Source organism: Mesorhizobium sp. M00.F.Ca.ET.216.01.1.1 (assembly GCF_004010325.2).
In the GTDB taxonomy this organism is placed as follows: domain Bacteria; phylum Pseudomonadota; class Alphaproteobacteria; order Rhizobiales; family Rhizobiaceae; genus Mesorhizobium.
In genome coordinates, this window is the sequence record NZ_SADR02000015.1 from 1 (window position 1) to 18,602 (window position 18,602).

An 18,602-nucleotide genomic window follows, 5' to 3' on the forward strand; every position below is an offset into this window, starting at 1 on the left:
CTTCCAGCAAACGCTCGTCTCCCACGGGCGCCGCCGGATTGAAGCTAATTGACCGGCTTCAATCCGGCGGAACAACCGGGACAGCACGGAGACGGGATGTGGCCACGGTGGGGAATTCCCGCGCTAGCTATGTGGCTGGGCAACGGCCCAACGCCCGACTCTAGACAAGGATAGCCCAAGACGGATTACGGAAGTGCGGTAGCCAACCCGCGAATAAGAGCATGATCGACCGTCGTCTCAAGGGCTCATCCCGTCCCCGTGCTGTCCATCAACGGCAAACATCCTGTGGCAAAGACATGGGGCGGAAAAGTTCATCTACCACGCTTGACCACGGTCATAAGAGCTAGCAGTCGATAACCGGTGGTCGACGCGCATCACGGCCAAGGCCCTGAGGGCGCTGGAGCCCGGCCAGGGCATGAGTGCCAGCATGCGGCTCAGCTGGCGGCCGATCGACGCCTGAGGCTCACCGGATCGGCGTCTCGCCGCGAAACAGCGGCTGGTGCGCCCGCATCAAGGCCGTAATCCGGTCGGCGACTTTTCGTACCGGCGGGGAGTGACGTTCCTCGTGGTGGGTGACGACCCATTGGTCGGTTTCGAGTTCGGGGATAGGCTGAGCGACGCGAACCAGCCGCGGATCGCTGTCACCGACGAAGCACGGAAAGATCGAAAGGCCGGCGCCGGCGGCCACCAGTTCGCGCACCGAATGGGTGTTGTTGCCGCGTACGGCGATGCGGTCGCCGTGATGGGCTTGCAGCCAGCGCGCCGAGGCAATGTTTGCCCCTTCGCCGGTGACGCCGACGAACAACCCGGCGGCGATGCCGTTGATCATGTGGCGTCCGGAATAAATGGCGTGGGCGACCTTGCCGCTCTGACGCCCGGCCAGCCACTGCTCGGTCGGGCGCTCGCTGCGGATGCCGATGTCGGCGGCACGGCGGCCGATGTCGACCCGGTCGGTGGTGGTGACGAGCTCCACCCTTATGCCGTCATCGACCGTCCAGATCTCGCCGATATGGGCGGAAACGAAGGCTGAGGTCCATGGCCCGGCCGAGATGCGGACAATGCGGTCGGGCAGGTTTCCCTCGCGCCAGCGGGTCAGCGACTGCATTGCTGCCTCGACGTCTTCGGCGCGCCGCAGCAGTTCTTCACCGACCGGGGTCAGCCGGTAGCCGGTCTGCTGACGCACGAACAGCGGTTCGCCGATCTGCTTTTCGAGCGCGGTGACGCGTCGTCCAAGGGTGGCTGCGCTGAGGCGCGTGGTTCCCGTCGCTGCGCTCAAGCCACCCAGCCGCGCAACGTCGAGAAACAACCTCAGATCGTCCCAGCCGATATCCATTTTGCAGAAATGAAAAACTCCTTGCGACCGTGGCTGTAGCGCGAAGCGGGCATCACGCGCAAGTATGCAGGTATTGGAGGCGTTGGACAATCCTGCTTGGCGGGACAGTGACAAGCGCCTCGGCTGGCCAAGAAGCCAGCGCAATCCTTTCGATCGCGCATGCGCTTCGCGCAGATGCTTTGCGCTTTCGACCAACCCAAGCGCTCGGGCATTCTGCGCGCCAAAGGAGACGATCATGTTGTATGAACTTCGACACCGTTTCGCCCGCTGGCTTGCCTATCGCCAGACGCTTGCGAGCTTGAGGCAGGCCCCGGACAGCGCACTGGCGGATGCTGGCATTTCTCGCGAAGAGATCCGCGAGCGTGCCCAGCACGCCAGCCTGCGTCGTTGAGATAATGGAGGCGGGCATGCAGATGATGGAGCTTTGGGATGGCCGCTCGGTACCGCGCATCGGGATCGGCACCTGGGCGGCGGGTGGCGCCGCGCGCTGGCGTGACACGGCGACCATCTATGGCGAGGTCGACGACATCAGGTCGCAAGCCGCGCTGGCGATGGCCTATGACATCGGCGCGCGGGTGTTCGACACGGCTGCCGCCTATGGCGCCGGCAATGCCGAGCTGATCCTCGGGCGGGCGTTGAAGGGCAAGGACGGAGCCGTCATCGTCACAAAGGTCGGCTATTTCGGCGATCCCGAAACGCGCAAGATCGCTCCCGAGGATGCCTCTGCCGCGGCGATCCGGACATCGATCGACAATTCGCGGCAGCGCCTGCAGCGCGATTGTATCGACGTCGCGCTGCTGCATATCAACGAGTATCCGATCGAGCGCGCCGGCGAGGCGTTCGATACGCTCGGCCTGTTGCATCAGGAGGGCAAGATCGGCGGCTTCGGCTGGAGCACCGATCACCGCGAACGGCTTGCCGCCTACGCGCCGCGCGAGGGTTTCGTCGCCGTAGAGAACGACTTCAATGTGTTTACCCCGGCGAACGAGCTGATGGCCGTTGCGGTGCGCGAGAACCTCGTCTCGTTCAGCCGGCTGCCGCTGGCAATGGGGCTGCTCACCGGCAAATACACGCCGGCCATGAAGCTGCCCGCCGATGACGTGCGCGGCGGGAATGCCGAATGGATGGTGTTTTTCAGGGATGGCGCCGCCAACCCGCAATATCTGTCAAGGCTCGCGGCAATCCGCGACCTGCTCACCTCGGACGGACGCACGCTTGCGCAGGGCGCGCTCGGCTGGATCCTCGCCAAGTCGGCAATCGCCTTGCCGGTTCCCGGCTTCACGCGGCCCGAGCAGGTCGAGGACAATCTCGGTGCGCTGGAAAAAGGGCCGCTGCCGGCAGCGGTGATGGCCGAGATCGACGCCGTGCTGAATATTGCCGAGACCGCCTAGAGACGCGCGAGAGCTTGTGCGCCGTTAATCAGGGCGCTGCCGAGAACTCCCGAGCTGGACCAAGCGAATGCCGTAGTGGAGAGGTGCCATCGAGGTCTGTCTGCAAGACCAGAAGGGTCAGGTGAGACCGCCTAAAGGCGTCCTTCTTCCGCCGCGCCGAATGATTACAGAATACTAGCCTGCCGAATCTCGGCGTGGCCAGGTGCCGGTCATTGGGCGAGCGCGGCCGGGGTCGCCACTTCGTCCATGGAGTCGATCGTCGCAGCGGCGATGGGGTCGCTGACGACAAGCGCGTCGCCATTTCGCAGGATCTCGAATTCGATGGCCGGTTGGCCGATCGTTTGGGGCACCGAGATGACAATGCGCTGCCCCTGCCCGAGCGTGGAAATGAAGCGGATCGGCAGCTCGTCTGCGCCTGAAGCCAGCGTCGCAACGACCCGGTAGCCAGCCTGCTCGACCGTGTAATAGATAACGCCGTCGAAGCCAGGCAAATGAATGCTGTTTCCGTTGCCGGGCGTCATCTCGGCCGCCGCGGACGCGCCTGTTAGGAAAAAGCCCCATAATGCAAATGCTGTCAAAAGTCTGGTCATCATCATTCCTCCTGAAGGCAGAATTCTCGAACAGTTCGGCTGTCACTACGCAGGTGATCTGCGGCGGCTTGGCCGGGTGCTGCGTGCCGAACGGTTTCTCGCCGATACCTTGGCGATTTTGGCAACGGGCGTCTGTGACCTTCCTCACGAAGTGACGCGCCGGCTCTGCTTTTAGCTCTAGTGTCCAGTGCTTGCCTTCAACAGATCATCCGAATGGAATTTCCTGGAATTCTCTGGCGTTACCCGGAAGAATTGCTGGTCGCATCGCATTGTGGCCAGTTCCGCTTCTGCAGGCGAGCTCACGGGCCACAAGGTGAGACCGTCGATCTCGGCAGCTTGCTGCGCACATCGGAGCGAAGGCACGCAATTAAAGAGCTAAAAGTTTGGTATGATTCCAGGATGAATCGTATCGTAACCTAGGCGCGGCTCCGATTTGCCTTTTTGATTGGCTTGCGGAATTGCGCCTGAGACAGTTCCGGTCGAACGGCAATCCAACTCAGTGCCCCTCTTTTTCTTGATCGTGCCTGACAGATCGGCGCAGGGTGGCGTTACTGCTTTTCTGACCACCACCTTTTTCTCGTGCGCAACGGTGACGCTGGATCCGGCAATCACAATTGCCGCGCAAATCATGGCTGATCTCATTTTAATTCCTCCCTACAGCGCATCCCGCAAAAATGTGGGTCGACTGTCCTTGAGGCGACGGCGGGCACGGGCAGTCGAGCCTGGCCGGTCGGTGCGGCTTCCGGCTTTCTAAGGTTGTAACTATATTAGCTAACGTGCAAGTAAGGCTTTCCGGAGTCGGGCATGGCTTCACGCGGCGAAGTGGACTGTCAATTTTCGGCCATCTATCTTCGCGCGATGCGTGGACGAGTTCATTCGGAGAGCAGTTTGGGGAAGAACGTTGTTTCCACCTCTCCCGAGCCGCACATCAAGTAACTGGACTCGGAGAGGCAATCCACGTCGAGCCGACAGGACCGCTTGGGGTTTTCCGCCTACGCCTACCGGTTCATTGACTTGCGATACAGTCGATTAACTGCGTACAATACCACTTAGTTAGCCTGTGCGTCTGTATTCCAGGATCGGGGGAGCAAATGGCAAAGGGGTTCACTAGGCGTAGCGCTCTGATCAACGGGGTGGCGCTCACCGCCTCCTTCGCCATCACCGGGGCATTCGCGATAGCACCTTCGGCAAAGGCAGAGGAGCAGATCGAATCGATCACGTGGGCGCTGCCCAGCATACCCGACACGCTCTTCATTCCGCATGCCTGGACGATCTATACCGGGGCGATCATGTCGCTCGTCCAGGAAGGACCGCTGGCCTTCGGCGACGATCTCGCTCTCAAACCCGCATCGGCCGACAAGTGGGAGCAGGTCGATCCGACGACGATCAAGTATCACCTGCGGAGCGCCGTTAAATTTGGCGACGGAAGTCCGCTAACGGCTGACGATATCGTCGCTACTTTCAAGTATCACATGAACCCGGATTCCGGCTCGCAGCTCGCCTCCTTCTACAACTCTGTTGTGACCGTCGAGGCGACGGCTCCCGATGAGGTGACCGTCAAATTGAAGGCGCCGAACGTCCAGTTCGCCTATACGGCCGCTCACATGGCGGGTTTCGTCTTCAAGCAAGAACAGCTCGCAGATAAGAACATCGGAACGCCCGAGGTTCTGCCGCTTGGTACCGGCCCCTATAAGCTTGTTGAATTCGTCCCGACAGATCATGTCATCCTCGAAGCGCGCGACGACTACTGGGGGTCGAAGCCAGTGATCAAACGGATCACGATCCAGGCGATTCCAGATCGACAGGCCCGGCTTCTCGCCATGCAGAACAGCGACATCGACGGTACCTTCGACCTCGCCATCTCCGACGTCGACCAGTGGAAGGCGTTAGGCAACGTCGACATCGTCACCGCGCCGTCGCTTGGCATGTTCTCGCTGATTCTCGACCATTCGGCGCCGCCGTTCGACGATATCCATGTGCGCCGTGCCGTCGCCTATGCCGTGGATCGGGAAGGTCTGGTCAAGGCGCTCCTCAAGGGCAACGGCGAGGCGGCGACGGCATTGAACCCACCCGAGATGTGGTCGGGAGTTCTGTCTCCTGACGAGGTCCGCGCCTTCTACGCTACCTTGCCGAGCTACCCGTTCGACCTGGCGAAGGCGAAGGCCGAGCTAGCACAATCCAGCCATCCGGACGGCTTTGACGTCACCATCCCCGCACCGACCGCCGATCCTTATATGGTCAACATCATGCAGTCGGTGGTGGAGAACCTGAAGCAGATCGGTATCCGTGCAAGTATCCAGGAGATCGACCATAACACTTGGCTCGCGCAGTACTTTCGACACGAGAACCTTGGCATGCAGATCATGGCGTATTATCCGGACTTCGCCGACGCGGCCAACTACCCCTACCTATTCTTTTCGAGTGCGACGGCAGTGAAGGATGGTATGAACGGCTCGAACTTCAAGAACGCCGAAGTCGATGCATTCCTGAAGACCGCCAACGAGAAGGCCGATCCGAAGGCGCGTGCCGATGCGCTGAAGGGCGTGTTTAAGATCGCCAACGAGGACGTCGCGATCGTGCCGATCTTCTGGCCCGCCTCGGCGATGGCGATCAACAACAAGTACAAGCTCACCGGCTATACCGCCTTCTGGTACACTATCCCGTGGGCGATCCGGGGTTTTGGCCTTAAATAAGGGGGATCGCGGGGCCACTTGGCCACGGATATTTTCATCATTTTCGCCGCATCGACCTGCGCGCGCTCGTGCGTCTGGCCGAGAATTGCTAAAGGTGTCGGCAGATGGACTTTTTTGAAGCGAGCCTCGGACGACTTCACCAGCTGCGCTTCCCTTCGGATCTCTCCTTCACCCGCGATGGCACGGCGGTCGTTGCCGCTGTTCGTCCCGCCGTGCACGAACCGCGGCAATCGCCGCAGAGCCGCGTTTGGCGCTTTTCCCTGGATGGAGCCGAAGCGGTGCAGCTGACCAACGGGCCAGGCGGCGACGGCCTGCCGCATCTGTCGCCGGTCGACGGTACGCTGGCGTTTGTTTCCGATCGCGCTTTGCAAGGAAGAATGTCGCTGTTCCTCAAGGACGATCAGGGCGAGCGGCCATTAGGGGACGTCGCCGGCACCATCGAGGACATGCGGTGGGCGCCCGACGGCGAGAGCCTGATCGTTATGGCCGCTGATCGCGGCCTCGACGGCGGCGCGACCAATGGTGCGCAGCGCCTGACCTGGGGAGAGCCCGACGATCCCGCGGTGACGAGCCCGGCGAATGCGCGGCGCCGCCTGTTCCGCGTTAGGACGGACGACGGATCGACGGTCGAGGTCGGGCCCTCCAAGCTCAGCGTCTGGGAATTCGAACTCCTCGGCGATAATGCCGCCCTTGCGATTGTCTCCGCCGACCCGAGCGAGCGCGGCTGGTATCATGCCGCACTAGCCAAGATCGATCTTGCGACACGAGGCGCTACGATCCTGCATCGCTCGTGCTGGCAGCTCTTGGCCCCCTCGGCCAACCCGTGCGCCAAGCGCATCGCCTTCCTCGATGGGTGGTCCAGCGACCGTGGCCTCGTTGCCAGCGACATCAGCATCCTCGACATTGCCACAGGCAAGATCAGTACCGTCGCTCCGAGCGGCATGTCGAGCATTACGTCGATGAAGTGGCGTGACGACGACAGCCTCTGGTTCACCGGCTGGTCGCGGCTCGGCTCCGTCTATGGAGTCACACGCCTCGACGGTAGCATCGAGTGGATGACGCGGGAGGATGCGATCATCGGCATGAACAGCTTCAGCGCCGGCATAACGACCGCGCCCGACAAGAAGGGTTTCGCAGCGGTGCGCGAGAGCGATGGAGCGCCACCTGAAATAGTATTCAAGTCCGGCGCGGAAGCTTTCGCATGGTCGGCGGTCTCCAATCTGAACGGCGACGTAGCCAGGGACTTCAACGCCTACCCGGAGGTCCGCGCCATTGCCTGGAAAGGCGCAGATGGTGTCGAGCTGGAGGGGCTGGTCCTGCTGCCACGCGATGGCGCTAAGGAGCCGAGGCCGACCATCGTGGACATCCACGGCGGCCCGAGCTGGGCGGTTAGACGCGCCTACAATCCGGGCGACGCGCTGCCGTTCGCGACGGCCGGCTACGCCGTGTTCCTTCCCAATTACCGTGGCAGTGTTGGCTGGGGGAAGGCGTTCGGGATGCTGAATATCGGCGACCCAGCGGGGGCCGAGTTCCAGGATATCCTCGCCGGCCTGGACAAATGCGTCGCAGCGGGCATTAGCGACCCCGACCGGCTCGGCATCAGCGGCGCCAGCTACGGCGGCTATCTCACGGCGTGGGCGGTCGCGACGACCAACCGGTTCAAAGCGGCGGTGATGGTCTCCGGCATCGCCAATCAACTCTCGAGCCACTATTCCTGCAACCACGACTTCCATGCTTTCATCAACGGCGGGCCGCTTTCGGAGGAGCGCTATCGCCGCGTAGCGGTCGACCGTTCGGCAATCACACGGCTCGACAAACCCACGACGCCGACATTGATGATCCATGGCGACGGGGACCGATGCACCCCGCTCGGCCAGGCGCAGGAATTATATGCGGCGCTGCTCGAGCGCGGCGTCGAGTCGGAGCTGGTCGTCTATCCGCGTGAAGGCCATGGCGTGCGCGAGCGCGATCATCAGCTCGACGCATGGCGCCGTACGATTGGCTGGTTCGACCGCTATCTCGGGTCGCCCCGGTGAAGGGCTCGAGCGTCGTCGTCTTTGTCATGCGGCGGTTCGCCGTGGCGATCCCGCTCCTCCTCATAATCTCGTTCGGCGTCTTCGCGCTGGTCCACATCGCGCCCGGGGACCCAGTGCGCTCCCTGCTCGGCGCGCGCGCGTCAGACCCGGCAACGCTCGCTGCCATCCGCGAGCGCTACCACTTGAACGATCCATTGCTCGTGCAGTACTTCAAGTGGCTGTCGCAGGTGGTCCAAGGCGACCTGGGCGTCTCAATCCAGGGCAACCGGGCGGTGACGAGCACCATCGCCGATCGGCTCCCCGTCACTGTCTTCCTGAGCTTGATGAGCACCGTTCTCGTTCTCGGCGTCGGAATCGCGCTCGGGGCGGTCGCCGCCTTCCGCCGCGGTACGCGGCTCGACCGAGCAGTCGTCATGTTCGGCGTTGTCGGCATCAGCTCTCCGGCCTTCGTCACCGGCATTTTCCTTCTCTATGTCTTCGGCTCTCTTCTGCACTGGTTCCCGATCTTCGGTCCGGGGACCGGATTCCTCGACCGTGCCTGGCACCTGACGCTTCCGGCGCTTGCTCTTGCGATCTCGGTCATGGCGATCGTCGTCAAGATCACGCGCGCGGCGATGATCGAGGAGCTGGACCGAGACTACGTCACCTTTGCGCGGGCGCGCGGCCTGAGTTCGCGGCGCATTGCGTTCGCCTACGTGCTCAGGAACGCCCTGATTCCCGTGGTCACGGCAGCAGGGCTCATCGTCGTCGGGATCGTCGCCGGCGCGATTTACGTCGAGGTAACCTTTTCTTTGCCAGGTCTCGGCGCCTTGACGGTCGATGCGGTCCAGAAGCGCGACATCCCGACGATCCAAGGCACCACGCTGCTCTTCTCTGTCTTCGTCGTGCTGGTCAACCTGGCGATCGACGTGATCTACACGCTGATCGACCCGCGTATCCGCTTCGGCAGAGTCGAGTCATGAGCGCCCCAGCCATCGCAGAGACGCGAAAGACGAAGCTGCCACGGCACCTGCCGATCGTCATTCTCATTGCCGCGCTAATTATCACGGTGGTGGTGATCTGCGCCGTCTTTGGGGAGGGGATCGCCCCCTATTCGCCCTTCCTCCAGCGTCTCGGGGTCGGCGATACGCCGCCTTCCGCTGCCCACATCGCGGGAACGGATCTTCTCGGCCGCGATGTCCTGTCGCGCGTAATCTACGGGGCGAGGACGGCCTTGGTCGGCCCAGTCGTCGTCGCCACCGGAGCTTTCGCGATCGCGACCCTGCTTGGCCTTCTTTCGGGCTATCTCGGTGGCTTGGTCGATTCGGCGATCATGCGCTGGGTGGATTTCATGGTCGCGTTGCCGGGACCGCTCGTGGCAATCGTCGTCGTCGGCGTGGTGGGCGGCGGATATTGGACCGCCGTCTTCGTTCTGGTCGTCCTTTTTACCGCCCCCGATACGCGCATCGTGCGGAGCGCGGTCCTCGAACAGCGGCCGCTTCCCTATATCGACGCCGCACGCACGCTCGGCATCTCGAAGGCGCGTATTCTGTTCGTTCATATCCTCCCTAACGTGCTGCCGATCATCCTGGCCTATGTCGTCCTCGACTTCGCCTTCGCGCTGGTCAATCTCGCCGGGCTGTCGTTCCTCGGCCTCGGCGTTGAGCCCGGGACCCCTGACTGGGGTCGGATGCTGTTCGAGAACCGCAATATCCTCTTCTCCAATCCGGTTGCGCTGCTCCTGCCCGCGGCAATGATCATCCTTACCGCGGTCAGCATGAACCTCATCGGCGACTGGCTGTTCGAGCGGATTGCAAAGTGAACACGGCCGTAGCGCGCGCGGGTCAGGAGGGTCCGCTCCTCACCGTCGAGGGGCTAGCGATTTCACACGGCGCGGTGCCCATCACGACCTCCTTGAGCATCGTAGTCGAGCGGGGCGAGACCATTGCGATCGTCGGCGAATCGGGCTCCGGAAAATCGCTCACTGCACGAGCGATCGCCGGCATCTTGCCGCCGGGTATAAATGCGGCAGGCGCCGTCACGCTCGACGGCATGCCCCTGATGCGGCTTGCCGAGAGGGAACTGCGCAAGATCCGCGGTTTTCGCGTGTCGATGCTTATGCAGGATCCGTTCACGATGCTGAATCCGCTCTTGCGAAGCGGCGACCACATCGACGAGATGCTGCGCGGGCGGCCTGATTTCGCCTCGCGCGCTGCGCGCGCGGCGGAGGTGAAACGCCGCCTCGCGGAAGTCGGCATTGTCGACGAGGATGTAGCCCGCCGCATGCCATTCCAGCTGTCGGGCGGCATGTGCCAGCGCGTGGCACTTGCCGCCGCCCTTGCTCGCGACCCGGAGCTGCTCATCGCCGACGAGCCCTCGACGGCGCTCGACGTAACGACCCAGGCGGAGATCATCAGGCTCCTGCGGCGTGTCCAGCGCGAGCGGCACATGAGCCTCATCCTCATTACCCACAACCTGCGGCTCGCATTCTCGACCTGCGAGCGCATCTATGTGCTTTACGCCGGTTCGCTGCTCGAAGTCGGCGACGGTGCCGCCGTCGAGCGCCAGCCGTTCCATCCTTACACCTTAGGACTTCTGCTGTCGGAACCGCCGGCCGATATTCGCGTGCCCCGGCTCGTCGCGATCCGGGGCTCCGTGCCGCGCGCGGCCGATGTGATCGACCGCTGCGGCTTCGCCGACCGCTGCGACTGGGCGAAGCAGATCTGCCGCGCCAGCAAGCCGCCGCTGGCCGCCCGCGATGCGAGCCGGTTCACCGCATGCGTTCGCCAGGACGAGATTCAGGGCGAACTCGATGCGCTGCGCACGGCGGCGCTCTCCGCGGCACCGATAACGCTGCGCCGGGACGAGACCGAAGGGCCTCTCGTCCGCGTCGACGCGCTCGTCAAGACGTTCGTCGGCCCGCGGGGCCGTGCGATCCGCGCGGTAAAGGACGTATCGCTGCGCATCATGCCCGGTGAGAGCGTTGGCCTCGTCGGCGAGTCCGGCTCGGGCAAGACCACTCTCGGGCGCTGCCTCGTCGGCCTCGAAACGCCAACTGCCGGCGACATCCGCATCAACGGCCTCGCGGCAGCAGATTTCGGCGCCATGGCGAAGGCCGACCGCGCCCGCGTTCGCCAGACAATCCAGATGATCTTTCAGGATCCGTATTCGACACTCAATCCGAGGCACAGCGTCGGCCAGGCGCTGAGCGAGGCGCTCGGAGCCTCCGCGGGCGCCACCGGCCCGGCGACGCCGGAACGGATTGCGACGCTGCTGGCGGAAGTCGGCTTGTCCGCCGCGTACGCCACGCGCCGTCCGGCGTCGCTCTCGGGCGGCGAGCGCCAACGGGTCGCCATCGCGCGCGCGCTTGCCGTCAAACCGGCAATCCTCGTCTGCGACGAACCGGTATCGGCCCTCGACGTCTCGGTGCAGGCGCAGGTGCTCAACCTCTTCAAGCGCCTGCAGGCTGAGCATGGGCTGTCATATCTCTTCATCACGCACGACCTCGCTGTCGTCCGCCAGATCGCCGAGCGCATCTATGTCCTTTATCTCGGCGAGATCGTCGAGGAGGGACCGACGGAGAGGGTCATCGGCGACCCGAAGCACCCCTATACGCGTCGCCTCATCGAATCGATCCCCCGCTCGGCCAACCAAGATGCGCCGTGACGCAACTCACCAGCATGGCATTCGGTGCATCCCTGCGTGCGCCTGCTGGGCACGCCGCGCCAAGTTGAGCGCGGCGTCCGCGGATCGCAGCGCACACCCGAATGCAGTATCGTGGGATGAATCCGATGCCGTCGTTTCGCGTTTCGTTACCGCACCCACAGCCCAAGTGTTGCGGGCGCGCAATTGGACTCCTCCCAACACATTGCTTAGACTGAGCGGTGAGCCATGCCAGCCAGGAGCCTCTGCAATGATACGGGAGGAGAGTATCCGGCGGCTCGCCGCCATTCTCTCTCTATTGACGTTGCGGGCTGTAGCCGGCTGATGCACAAAGATGACTCAAGTGCTCCTCGTTCTGCAGTTGCCAATCGAGGAACTCGGCGCGCCGCTGGAGCGCGCCGGGAGCGAGTGCTATTGTCACCGAGCGTTGACCGAACGGAAGGCCTCAGATGAAATTTGGCGTCCTCGGCCCCCTGGAAGTTAGAGCCGACCATGGCGTGCAGGTACAGGCCATCCTCGGCCAGGGCACGGCGTTCCAACCCGAAACGCCGCGGAGGCCGGAAGCGGCTTCCTCGGCTCCGGCTAAGCCGGCAGCGCCAGAAGCGCGGGAGCCGAGGCCGGACGCCCGCAAGACGGTCACGATCCTCTTCACCGACATCGTCGACTCCTCGCGGCTCAGCCTCTCCCTCGATCCCGAAGCGCTCCGGAACCTGCTCACCCGTTACTTCGGCGAGCTGAGCGCCGTCGTTCAACGGCACGGCGGAATCGTGGAGAAGTACATCGGGGACGCGATCATGGCTGTGTTCGGCGTGCCGCTCCTCCACGAAGACGATGCGCTGCGGGCGGTGCGGGCGGCGGTGGAGATGCGCGACACACTTGCCATCCTCAACCACGAGCTCGAAGCCGGTTGGGGCGTCCGCCTTTTGAACCGGATCGGCATCAACACCGGAGAGGTGGTCGCCGGCGACAACACGCAGGGATATTTGTCAGTCGCCGGAGATGCCGTCAATGTCGCGAAGCGCCTCGAGGAGGCAGCGACGGCGAATGAGATCCTGATAGGGGAGCCGACGCACAGGCTCGTGCGCGATGCGGTCGTCGTCGAGCCGAGCGGGCCGCGCGCGCTCAAGCACGGTGGGACCATCCGCGCCCTCGTCGTGGTAGAAGTCCTCGCCCACGCTCCCGGCCTTGCGCGCCGCTTCGACTCGCCTTTCATCGGGCGGGAACGCCAACGAGCCTTGCTCGCGACCGTCTTCCGCAACGCGGTCGGCGACAGGACCTGTCACCTGGTCACCATTCTCGGCGACGCGGGTGTGGGAAAGTCGCGGCTCGTACGGGAGTTCGCGAGCGACCTTGCCGAAGGTGTCACGGTCTTGCGCGGCCGCTGTCTGCCCTATGGCGAGGGCATCACCTACTGGCCGTTGGCCGAGATCGTCCGGGAGCTCACGCGCGCGGAGGGACTGGACTCCAACGAGCAGCTCGCAGCGGCGATCGGGGCGCGGCTCACAGGCGACGAGAAAGCCGGGCTGATTGCCGAGCGTGTGACCGGGGCGCTCGGGCTTGACGGCGCGGGACAAGGGACGACCGAGGAGACCGCCTGGGCCGTCCGGAAGCTGTTCGAGGCGCTCGCGCGAGCGGGGCCGCTCGTTGTCGTGGTGGACGACGTCCATTGGGCCGAGCCGACGTTCCTCGACCTGATCGAGCACGTCGCCGACTTCTCACGCGATTTCCCGATCCTGCTCATCTGCATCGCGCGGCCGGAGCTCTTAGACACGCGTCCTGGCTGGGGGGCCGGCAAGCGCAACGCGACGTCGATCCTCCTCGAGCGGCTCAGCGACGCGGAATGCCGCGAGCTGATCTCCAACCTGCTTGGCCGCGCGCCTCTGCCGCCAGCTGCCGAGTCGAGGATCTCCAGCGCGGCCGAGGGCAATGCGCTCTTCGCCGAGGAACTCGTGGCGATGCTCGTCGACGACGCGTTGCTCAGGCGCGCGCCCGACAGCTGGGTCGCCTCGTCGGACCTCGCCGAGCTGCCTGTTCCCTCGACGATCAACGCGCTTCTCGCTGCCCGTCTCGAGGGCCTCCCGTCCGTCGAGCGCGCCATCCTGACGGCCGCAGCGGTCGAGGGAGCAGTATTCCATCGGAGCGCCGTCAGCGAGCTCGCCGGCCTCGTGCTCGACCCACTCGAGGACGGCTTGCTCGCGCTCGTCCGCCGGGATCTGATCCGCCCGCAGGCGCCGTCGTTCGCCGGCGAGAAGGCCTATCGCTTCCGTCACGTCCTGATCCGCGACGCCGCGTATCGCTCCCTGCCGAAGAACGCGCGCGCCGATCTGCACGAGCGCTTCGCCGCCTGGCTCGAGCTAACGGCCGCGGACCGGCTACGCGAGTTCGAGGAGATTGTCGGCTATCACCTCGAACAGGCCTTTCAGTACCGTGTCGCGCTCGGCCCGCGCGACGTGGGCGCGGCCTCGCTTGCCGCCCGGGCGTGCGAACGGCTCGAGGCAGCCGGGCGGCGGGCGCTTGTCCGCAGCGACCTGCCAGCGGCGATAAGCCTGCTCGAGCGGGTTTCCCGGCTGCTTCCCACCGATAATCCACAGCGGATCGCGCTGCTCGCCGAGCTCAGCGGCGCGCTGATCGAAAGCGGCCGGCTGGACGATGCCGGGCGCGTGCTGGACGAGGCGGAGCGCCTGGCTGCTGCCGCGAACGACCAGCGCGTGGCGTCGCATGTGCTCGTCCAGCGGCAGTTCCTCCGGTCGCTCCACGGCGAGGAAGGCGGGCTGGAGGAGGCGGCGCGGGCGGCGGCCATGGCGATCCCGGTTTTCGAGCGTTTCGGGGACGACCTCGGCCTGTGCCGTGCACAGCGGCTCGAGGCGTGGTATTTTTTTAACGAGGCCCGCGCCGAGGCGGCCGCCACGGCGTGGGAGCGCGCGGCTGCCCACGCGCGACGGGCAGGGGATCGGCATGAGTTGTACGAGTCTCTCAGGTGGATCGCGTCCATGCTCTGGTTCGGGCCGACGCCGGCCGCCGAGGGCATCCGCCGTTGCGAGGCGATGCGCGCGGAGGTGCGCGAGAGCCCCGAGTCCGAGGGAGTGATCCTCCGCCAGCTCGCATGCCTCAACGCGATTGTCGGCCGGTTCGCGCTTGCCCGCGAGCTGATCGCGACAAGCAACGCCACCTACGCCGACCTCGGCCTCACGCTATTCCTGGCGGGCTCCGAACACGAGGCCGTCGTCGAGCTGCTCGCCGGGAACCCGGCTGCGGCCGAGAGGAGCGCGCGCGCGGCGTATCGCGCGCTCGAGGAGATGGGCGAGCGCGCGTTCCGCTCGACGATGGCCGCGACCCTCGCCTTGGTGATCCTCGAACAGGGACACGACGAGGAGGCCGAGGCCCTTGCTGAGGTCAGCGCCCGGCTGGGTGCGAGCGGCGACCTCGTGACGCAGATCCGCTGGCGTCGCGTGCGCGCACGCGTGCTCGCGCGGCGGGCAGAGATCCCGGCGGCGGAGGCGCTCGTGCGCGAGGCATTGGCGATCGCCGAAGCGACCGACTTCGTCAACGAGCGAGCGGATGCACTGGTCGATCTGTCGCACGTGCTCGAGGCCTCCCGCCGAGGCAACGAGGCGGTCGCCGCCGCGTCCCGAGCGCTGCATCTCTACGAACTGAAGGGAAACGTGGTCGCCGCGGCCGCGACCCGGCTCCGCCTAGGCAAGATCGTAACAATATGAGACTATACAGCACGCGGCAGGTTCCACCGCACATCCTGTGAACCGCTCCAAACGGAGGTGATGCGATGCCCGCGAGCTTCGATGATGTACTGACGATCGACGGGGATGGATGTCTCTCACCTGCCGGCCCCCTGGTGCTCGATCCGGGCGAGACGGTGTTGAGGTTCGATGCTTGGGTCTTCCAGACCGGTGGCGCCTGCATGGCCTTCGTACTTGGTCCCTTCGGCGGGACAAGGTGGACGACGAACCCGGACCCCCACGACGATCACTTTGGAGACAGGTTCCAGCCCGGCCCGGCAACCGCCATGGGGCTGATGGTCTCGAAAAAAGCGACCGGACAGACCGTCACGTTTCAGTGGACGAGGGGTATCCTGCTGAAGTAGCGCGCCCAGGGAAAGCGACGAAATGGCGGAGGTCATCGGCGGGCAAATAGAACCCGCCGAGGCGCGGATCCGAGTCGTAGTCGACTACCGTCCTGATGCGCGGCCGGTTTTCCCCACCCTTTCCAATCGTTTCCTCCATGCCTGCCCGCCGAAGGCTGCGGCGGGCATTTTGTTTCGATAGGAAGTGTTCTGAGCCAATGTACAGAAATTACCGACGGTCCAGGACACTGGGACCTCCCATTCAAGCCGGTATTTTATTGAAGACCGCCGGGATTCCCCCTCACCGGCGGCCAGTCGCAAGGCGCATCCCAGGACTCGCACCCTGACATGCCGTTTGCATTTACGCGGGTTAAGACACCCATCTGAGGTTAAAGACCTGACTGAAGTTCAAGCGCTCCAGAAAATAAGATCGACATCGGTCCAAGCTTCTTTTGGATCATGAAGGGCGGTGACCGGTTTGCTGCCCAAGAGCCCGTTGGCTCCCGGCAGCGGGCTCTGATTTTTCGGCTTATGCTTCGCGACTGGGTCGAGCATCGTGCCATTGAAGAGCGGCTGGCGACTTGGAGTCAGTGCCGATCGGGCCAGACAGGAAAAAATCCCATAGCTGCCGGGTCACCCGGCTATCGATTCCCGACCCTTAGTGCCTCATTTTGGTACGGTTTTTACCAACATTTGATTCCTCTCGCTGCGGCACTAAAAGCGGTTCAAAGTGATCCCTTCGGAGGGTCTGGGAGGATCAGATGGGCATCGTCCACTGGGTCGGTCCGGTAGCCATGGCAGAGGAGATAGTTGTCCTACTCCTCGACACTCCAGCGCATCCCTATATCGTCTCGGTCAAGGCTGCGATGAAACAGGCTCGGGAAGCTGCACCGAATTTGCTGGTATCCGACGAAGAGCTAACCGAGGCGATTGTCAATGTCGCGACGGCATTGGACCTGTCCGTAGCTTTTGACGGTCGCGAGTAGGCAGCATCAACTCAATTTCCGGTGTCGTCATAGCGCAGCGGCCTATGACGTTTTGAGGCATGGTGAAGGACCTCGCCAAGGTTCCGCATGTCGATCTCCCATCCGCAAACCGGGCAGATCATGAATTGCTCCGTTTCGGGCTTATAAGGCGCGTGGTGGTCGGCACCTTCGTACGGTGATGGCGGAACCATATGAGACAGTACGGGAAACTCTCTGATTTTAGGCCCACGAAGCTGACAGCCTCATCTTAATGCACTTGAGGAGTGAGGGCGCCGGGCAAGCGGCACCACTGCGTGTTAAGCTTCCGGTAACTCTCCTAAATCGAAGGTCGCCAAAAGTTACTGGCTGCTCTTGCCCTCCACAACTATTAGGGCTGAGATCGAGGCGAGGCAAAGGAGAAAAGCCAGAATGGCTACCGTACTGAACGCCAAGGGCGTTCCACTCGCCTACAGCGGGTCCTCCGTAAAGTGGTACTCGGCGACGAATTCCGGCCCGACACTTTATGGCAGCATATACAACGATACGTTGTATGGCGACGGTAGCGTCAGCGTCACAATGTATGGCGGCAAGGGCGATGACATTTATTATCTGTATTCCTTGAAAAACAAGCCGGTCGAACTGGCCAATGAGGGTATCGATACGATCTCGACCTGGATGAGCTACAAGCTCCCGGCGAATTTCGAGAACCTGACGGTCACGGGCGACAAACACTACGCATTCGGAAACGAGCTAAACAACATCATTACCGGCGGCTCCGGCCAACAGACGCTCGACGGCTTACGCGGCGATGACGTTCTCAAGGGCGGATCCGGGGCGGATATTTTTGTCGTGACCCCCGGCAACGGCAGCGACCTGATCCTGGACTTTGGCGCCGACGATACCGCGCGCGTCGGAAGCTATGGCTTCACCTCCTTCGAGGCGGTGCACGCCAACATGGTCCAGACGGGAGCGAACGTCCGACTTAATCTGTCTGACGACGAGTTTCTGGTTTTCGCCAACAAGACCATCGACCAGTTCACCGCAAGCCAGTTCGATCTGGCCCTGGACAGGTCGCATCTGAAACTCACCTTCTCGGACGAGTTCAACACGCTGGACCTGTGGAATGGTGAGAGCGGCACCTGGGACTCGAACTTCTGGTGGGGAGGCGCGAACGGCAGTACGCTCACGGACAACAAAGAGCTTCAATGGTATATCGATACCAACTACGCGCCGACGAGTTCCGTCAATCCGTTCAGCGTTGAGGACGGTGTTCTCACGATTACCGCCGCCCGGGCTCCTGAGGCGATCAAGCCTTACATAAACAACTACCAATACACGTCGGGTTTGCTGACGACCTACGAATCCTTCGCACAGACCTACGGCTATTTCGAAATGCGGGCCGACATGCCCGAAAAACAAGGTGCATGGCCGGCCTTCTGGCTTCTCCGGGCGGACGGCACCTGGCCACCGGAACTGGACGCCGTGGAGATGGTGGGTCAGGATCCAAACAAGCTCCTTTTGACAAGCCACTCGAACGAGACGGGAACTCATACGACAGTGTCCTCGACGGCCTATGCCGCGGATACCGAAGGGTTCCACACGTACGGCGTGCTGTGGACAGAAAAGGAACTCGTCTGGTATTTCGACGACGTCGAAGTTGCTCGTGCCGCAACGCCTGCCGATATGCACGACCCGATGTACATGCTGGTCGATCTGGCGGTTGGCGGTATCGCAGGAACGCCCGCCGACGGGCTTGCGACACCTGCGGAAATGCAGATCGACTACATCCATGCCTATGCGTTGAACGATTGGGTTATCTAAGCGCAACACCTGACGGTGGGGGCGGTATGGACACATTCGTCATCAAGGCTGAT

Annotated in this window: 16 protein-coding genes; 13 read left to right on the plus strand and 3 right to left on the minus strand. The window is 63.3% G+C overall.

The genetic code is table 11. From position 1 onward, the window contains the following. Positions 1–463 precede the first annotated feature (463 nt). Positions 464–1,333 (minus strand): LysR family transcriptional regulator, encoded by an 870-nt coding sequence (locus tag EN859_RS19535; protein ID WP_189502096.1) that lies wholly within the window; start codon positions 1,331–1,333, stop codon positions 464–466. A gap of 235 nt (positions 1,334–1,568) precedes the next feature. Here EN859_RS19535 and EN859_RS38170 point away from each other — a divergent pair, with 235 nt between their 5' ends. Together EN859_RS38170 and EN859_RS19545 are read left to right on the plus strand one after the other, a co-directional pair. Continuing rightward, positions 1,569–1,724, plus strand: a complete 156-nt coding sequence (locus EN859_RS38170) for a DUF1127 domain-containing protein (RefSeq protein ID WP_189502098.1) — start codon at positions 1,569–1,571, stop codon at positions 1,722–1,724. 16 nt (positions 1,725–1,740) lie between these two features. Further along, the gene (locus EN859_RS19545; RefSeq protein WP_245525625.1) at positions 1,741–2,724 is read left to right on the plus strand and encodes an aldo/keto reductase; all 984 of its coding nucleotides are present in this window, start codon (positions 1,741–1,743) and stop codon (positions 2,722–2,724) included. A gap of 209 nt (positions 2,725–2,933) precedes the next feature. Here EN859_RS19545 and EN859_RS19550 read toward each other — a convergent pair whose 3' ends face one another. Next, positions 2,934–3,245, minus strand: coding sequence for a hypothetical protein (locus EN859_RS19550; RefSeq protein WP_189502100.1), 312 nt, complete (start codon positions 3,243–3,245; stop codon positions 2,934–2,936). On the opposite strand from EN859_RS19550, the gene EN859_RS38175 reads away from it, so the two are divergent. Next, complete coding sequence (locus EN859_RS38175) at positions 3,220–3,489, plus strand: hypothetical protein (protein WP_189502102.1); 270 nt, start codon at positions 3,220–3,222, stop codon at positions 3,487–3,489. The two genes, EN859_RS19550 and EN859_RS38175, sit on opposite strands and share 26 nt — an antisense overlap. A 200-nt stretch (positions 3,490–3,689) precedes the next feature. Here EN859_RS38175 and EN859_RS19555 read toward each other — a convergent pair whose 3' ends face one another. Beyond that, positions 3,690–3,956, minus strand: coding sequence for a hypothetical protein (locus EN859_RS19555; RefSeq protein WP_127854691.1), 267 nt, complete (start codon positions 3,954–3,956; stop codon positions 3,690–3,692). Positions 3,957–4,405: 449 nt separating this feature from the next. Between EN859_RS19555 and EN859_RS19560 the strand changes: the two genes are divergently transcribed. From EN859_RS19560 to EN859_RS19605, 10 genes are all read left to right on the plus strand, one after another. After that, complete coding sequence (locus EN859_RS19560; protein WP_127854690.1) at positions 4,406–6,007, plus strand: ABC transporter substrate-binding protein; 1,602 nt, start codon at positions 4,406–4,408, stop codon at positions 6,005–6,007. Positions 6,008–6,111: 104 nt separating this feature from the next. Beyond that, positions 6,112–8,043 (plus strand): S9 family peptidase, encoded by a 1,932-nt coding sequence (locus EN859_RS19565; protein WP_127854689.1) that lies wholly within the window; start codon positions 6,112–6,114, stop codon positions 8,041–8,043. Positions 8,044–8,069: 26 nt separating this feature from the next. Next, a complete protein-coding gene (locus EN859_RS19570) occupies positions 8,070–9,005 on the plus strand; it encodes an ABC transporter permease (RefSeq protein WP_281015620.1) in 936 nt (311 codons plus the stop codon). Next, positions 9,002–9,844, plus strand: coding sequence for an ABC transporter permease (locus tag EN859_RS19575; protein ID WP_127854687.1), 843 nt, complete (start codon positions 9,002–9,004; stop codon positions 9,842–9,844). The genes EN859_RS19570 and EN859_RS19575 overlap by 4 nt, the downstream gene beginning before the upstream one ends. Beyond that, a complete protein-coding gene (locus EN859_RS19580) occupies positions 9,841–11,688 on the plus strand; it encodes an ABC transporter ATP-binding protein (RefSeq protein ID WP_127854686.1) in 1,848 nt (615 codons plus the stop codon). Before EN859_RS19575 ends, EN859_RS19580 begins: the two co-directional genes overlap by 4 nt. Before the next feature lie 446 nt (positions 11,689–12,134). Continuing rightward, positions 12,135–15,401, plus strand: coding sequence for an AAA family ATPase (locus EN859_RS19585; protein WP_127854685.1), 3,267 nt, complete (start codon positions 12,135–12,137; stop codon positions 15,399–15,401). A gap of 65 nt (positions 15,402–15,466) precedes the next feature. Beyond that, complete coding sequence (locus EN859_RS19590; RefSeq protein ID WP_127854684.1) at positions 15,467–15,784, plus strand: hypothetical protein; 318 nt, start codon at positions 15,467–15,469, stop codon at positions 15,782–15,784. A 22-nt stretch (positions 15,785–15,806) separates the two neighbouring features. Continuing rightward, complete coding sequence (locus EN859_RS38180; protein ID WP_189502104.1) at positions 15,807–15,965, plus strand: hypothetical protein; 159 nt, start codon at positions 15,807–15,809, stop codon at positions 15,963–15,965. A 559-nt stretch (positions 15,966–16,524) separates the two neighbouring features. Further along, a complete protein-coding gene (locus EN859_RS19595; protein ID WP_127854683.1) occupies positions 16,525–16,749 on the plus strand; it encodes a hypothetical protein in 225 nt (74 codons plus the stop codon). Positions 16,750–17,157: 408 nt separating this feature from the next. Continuing rightward, the gene (locus EN859_RS19605; protein WP_127854681.1) at positions 17,158–18,549 is read left to right on the plus strand and encodes a family 16 glycosylhydrolase; all 1,392 of its coding nucleotides are present in this window, start codon (positions 17,158–17,160) and stop codon (positions 18,547–18,549) included. The last annotated feature ends 53 nt before the right edge of the window (positions 18,550–18,602 follow it).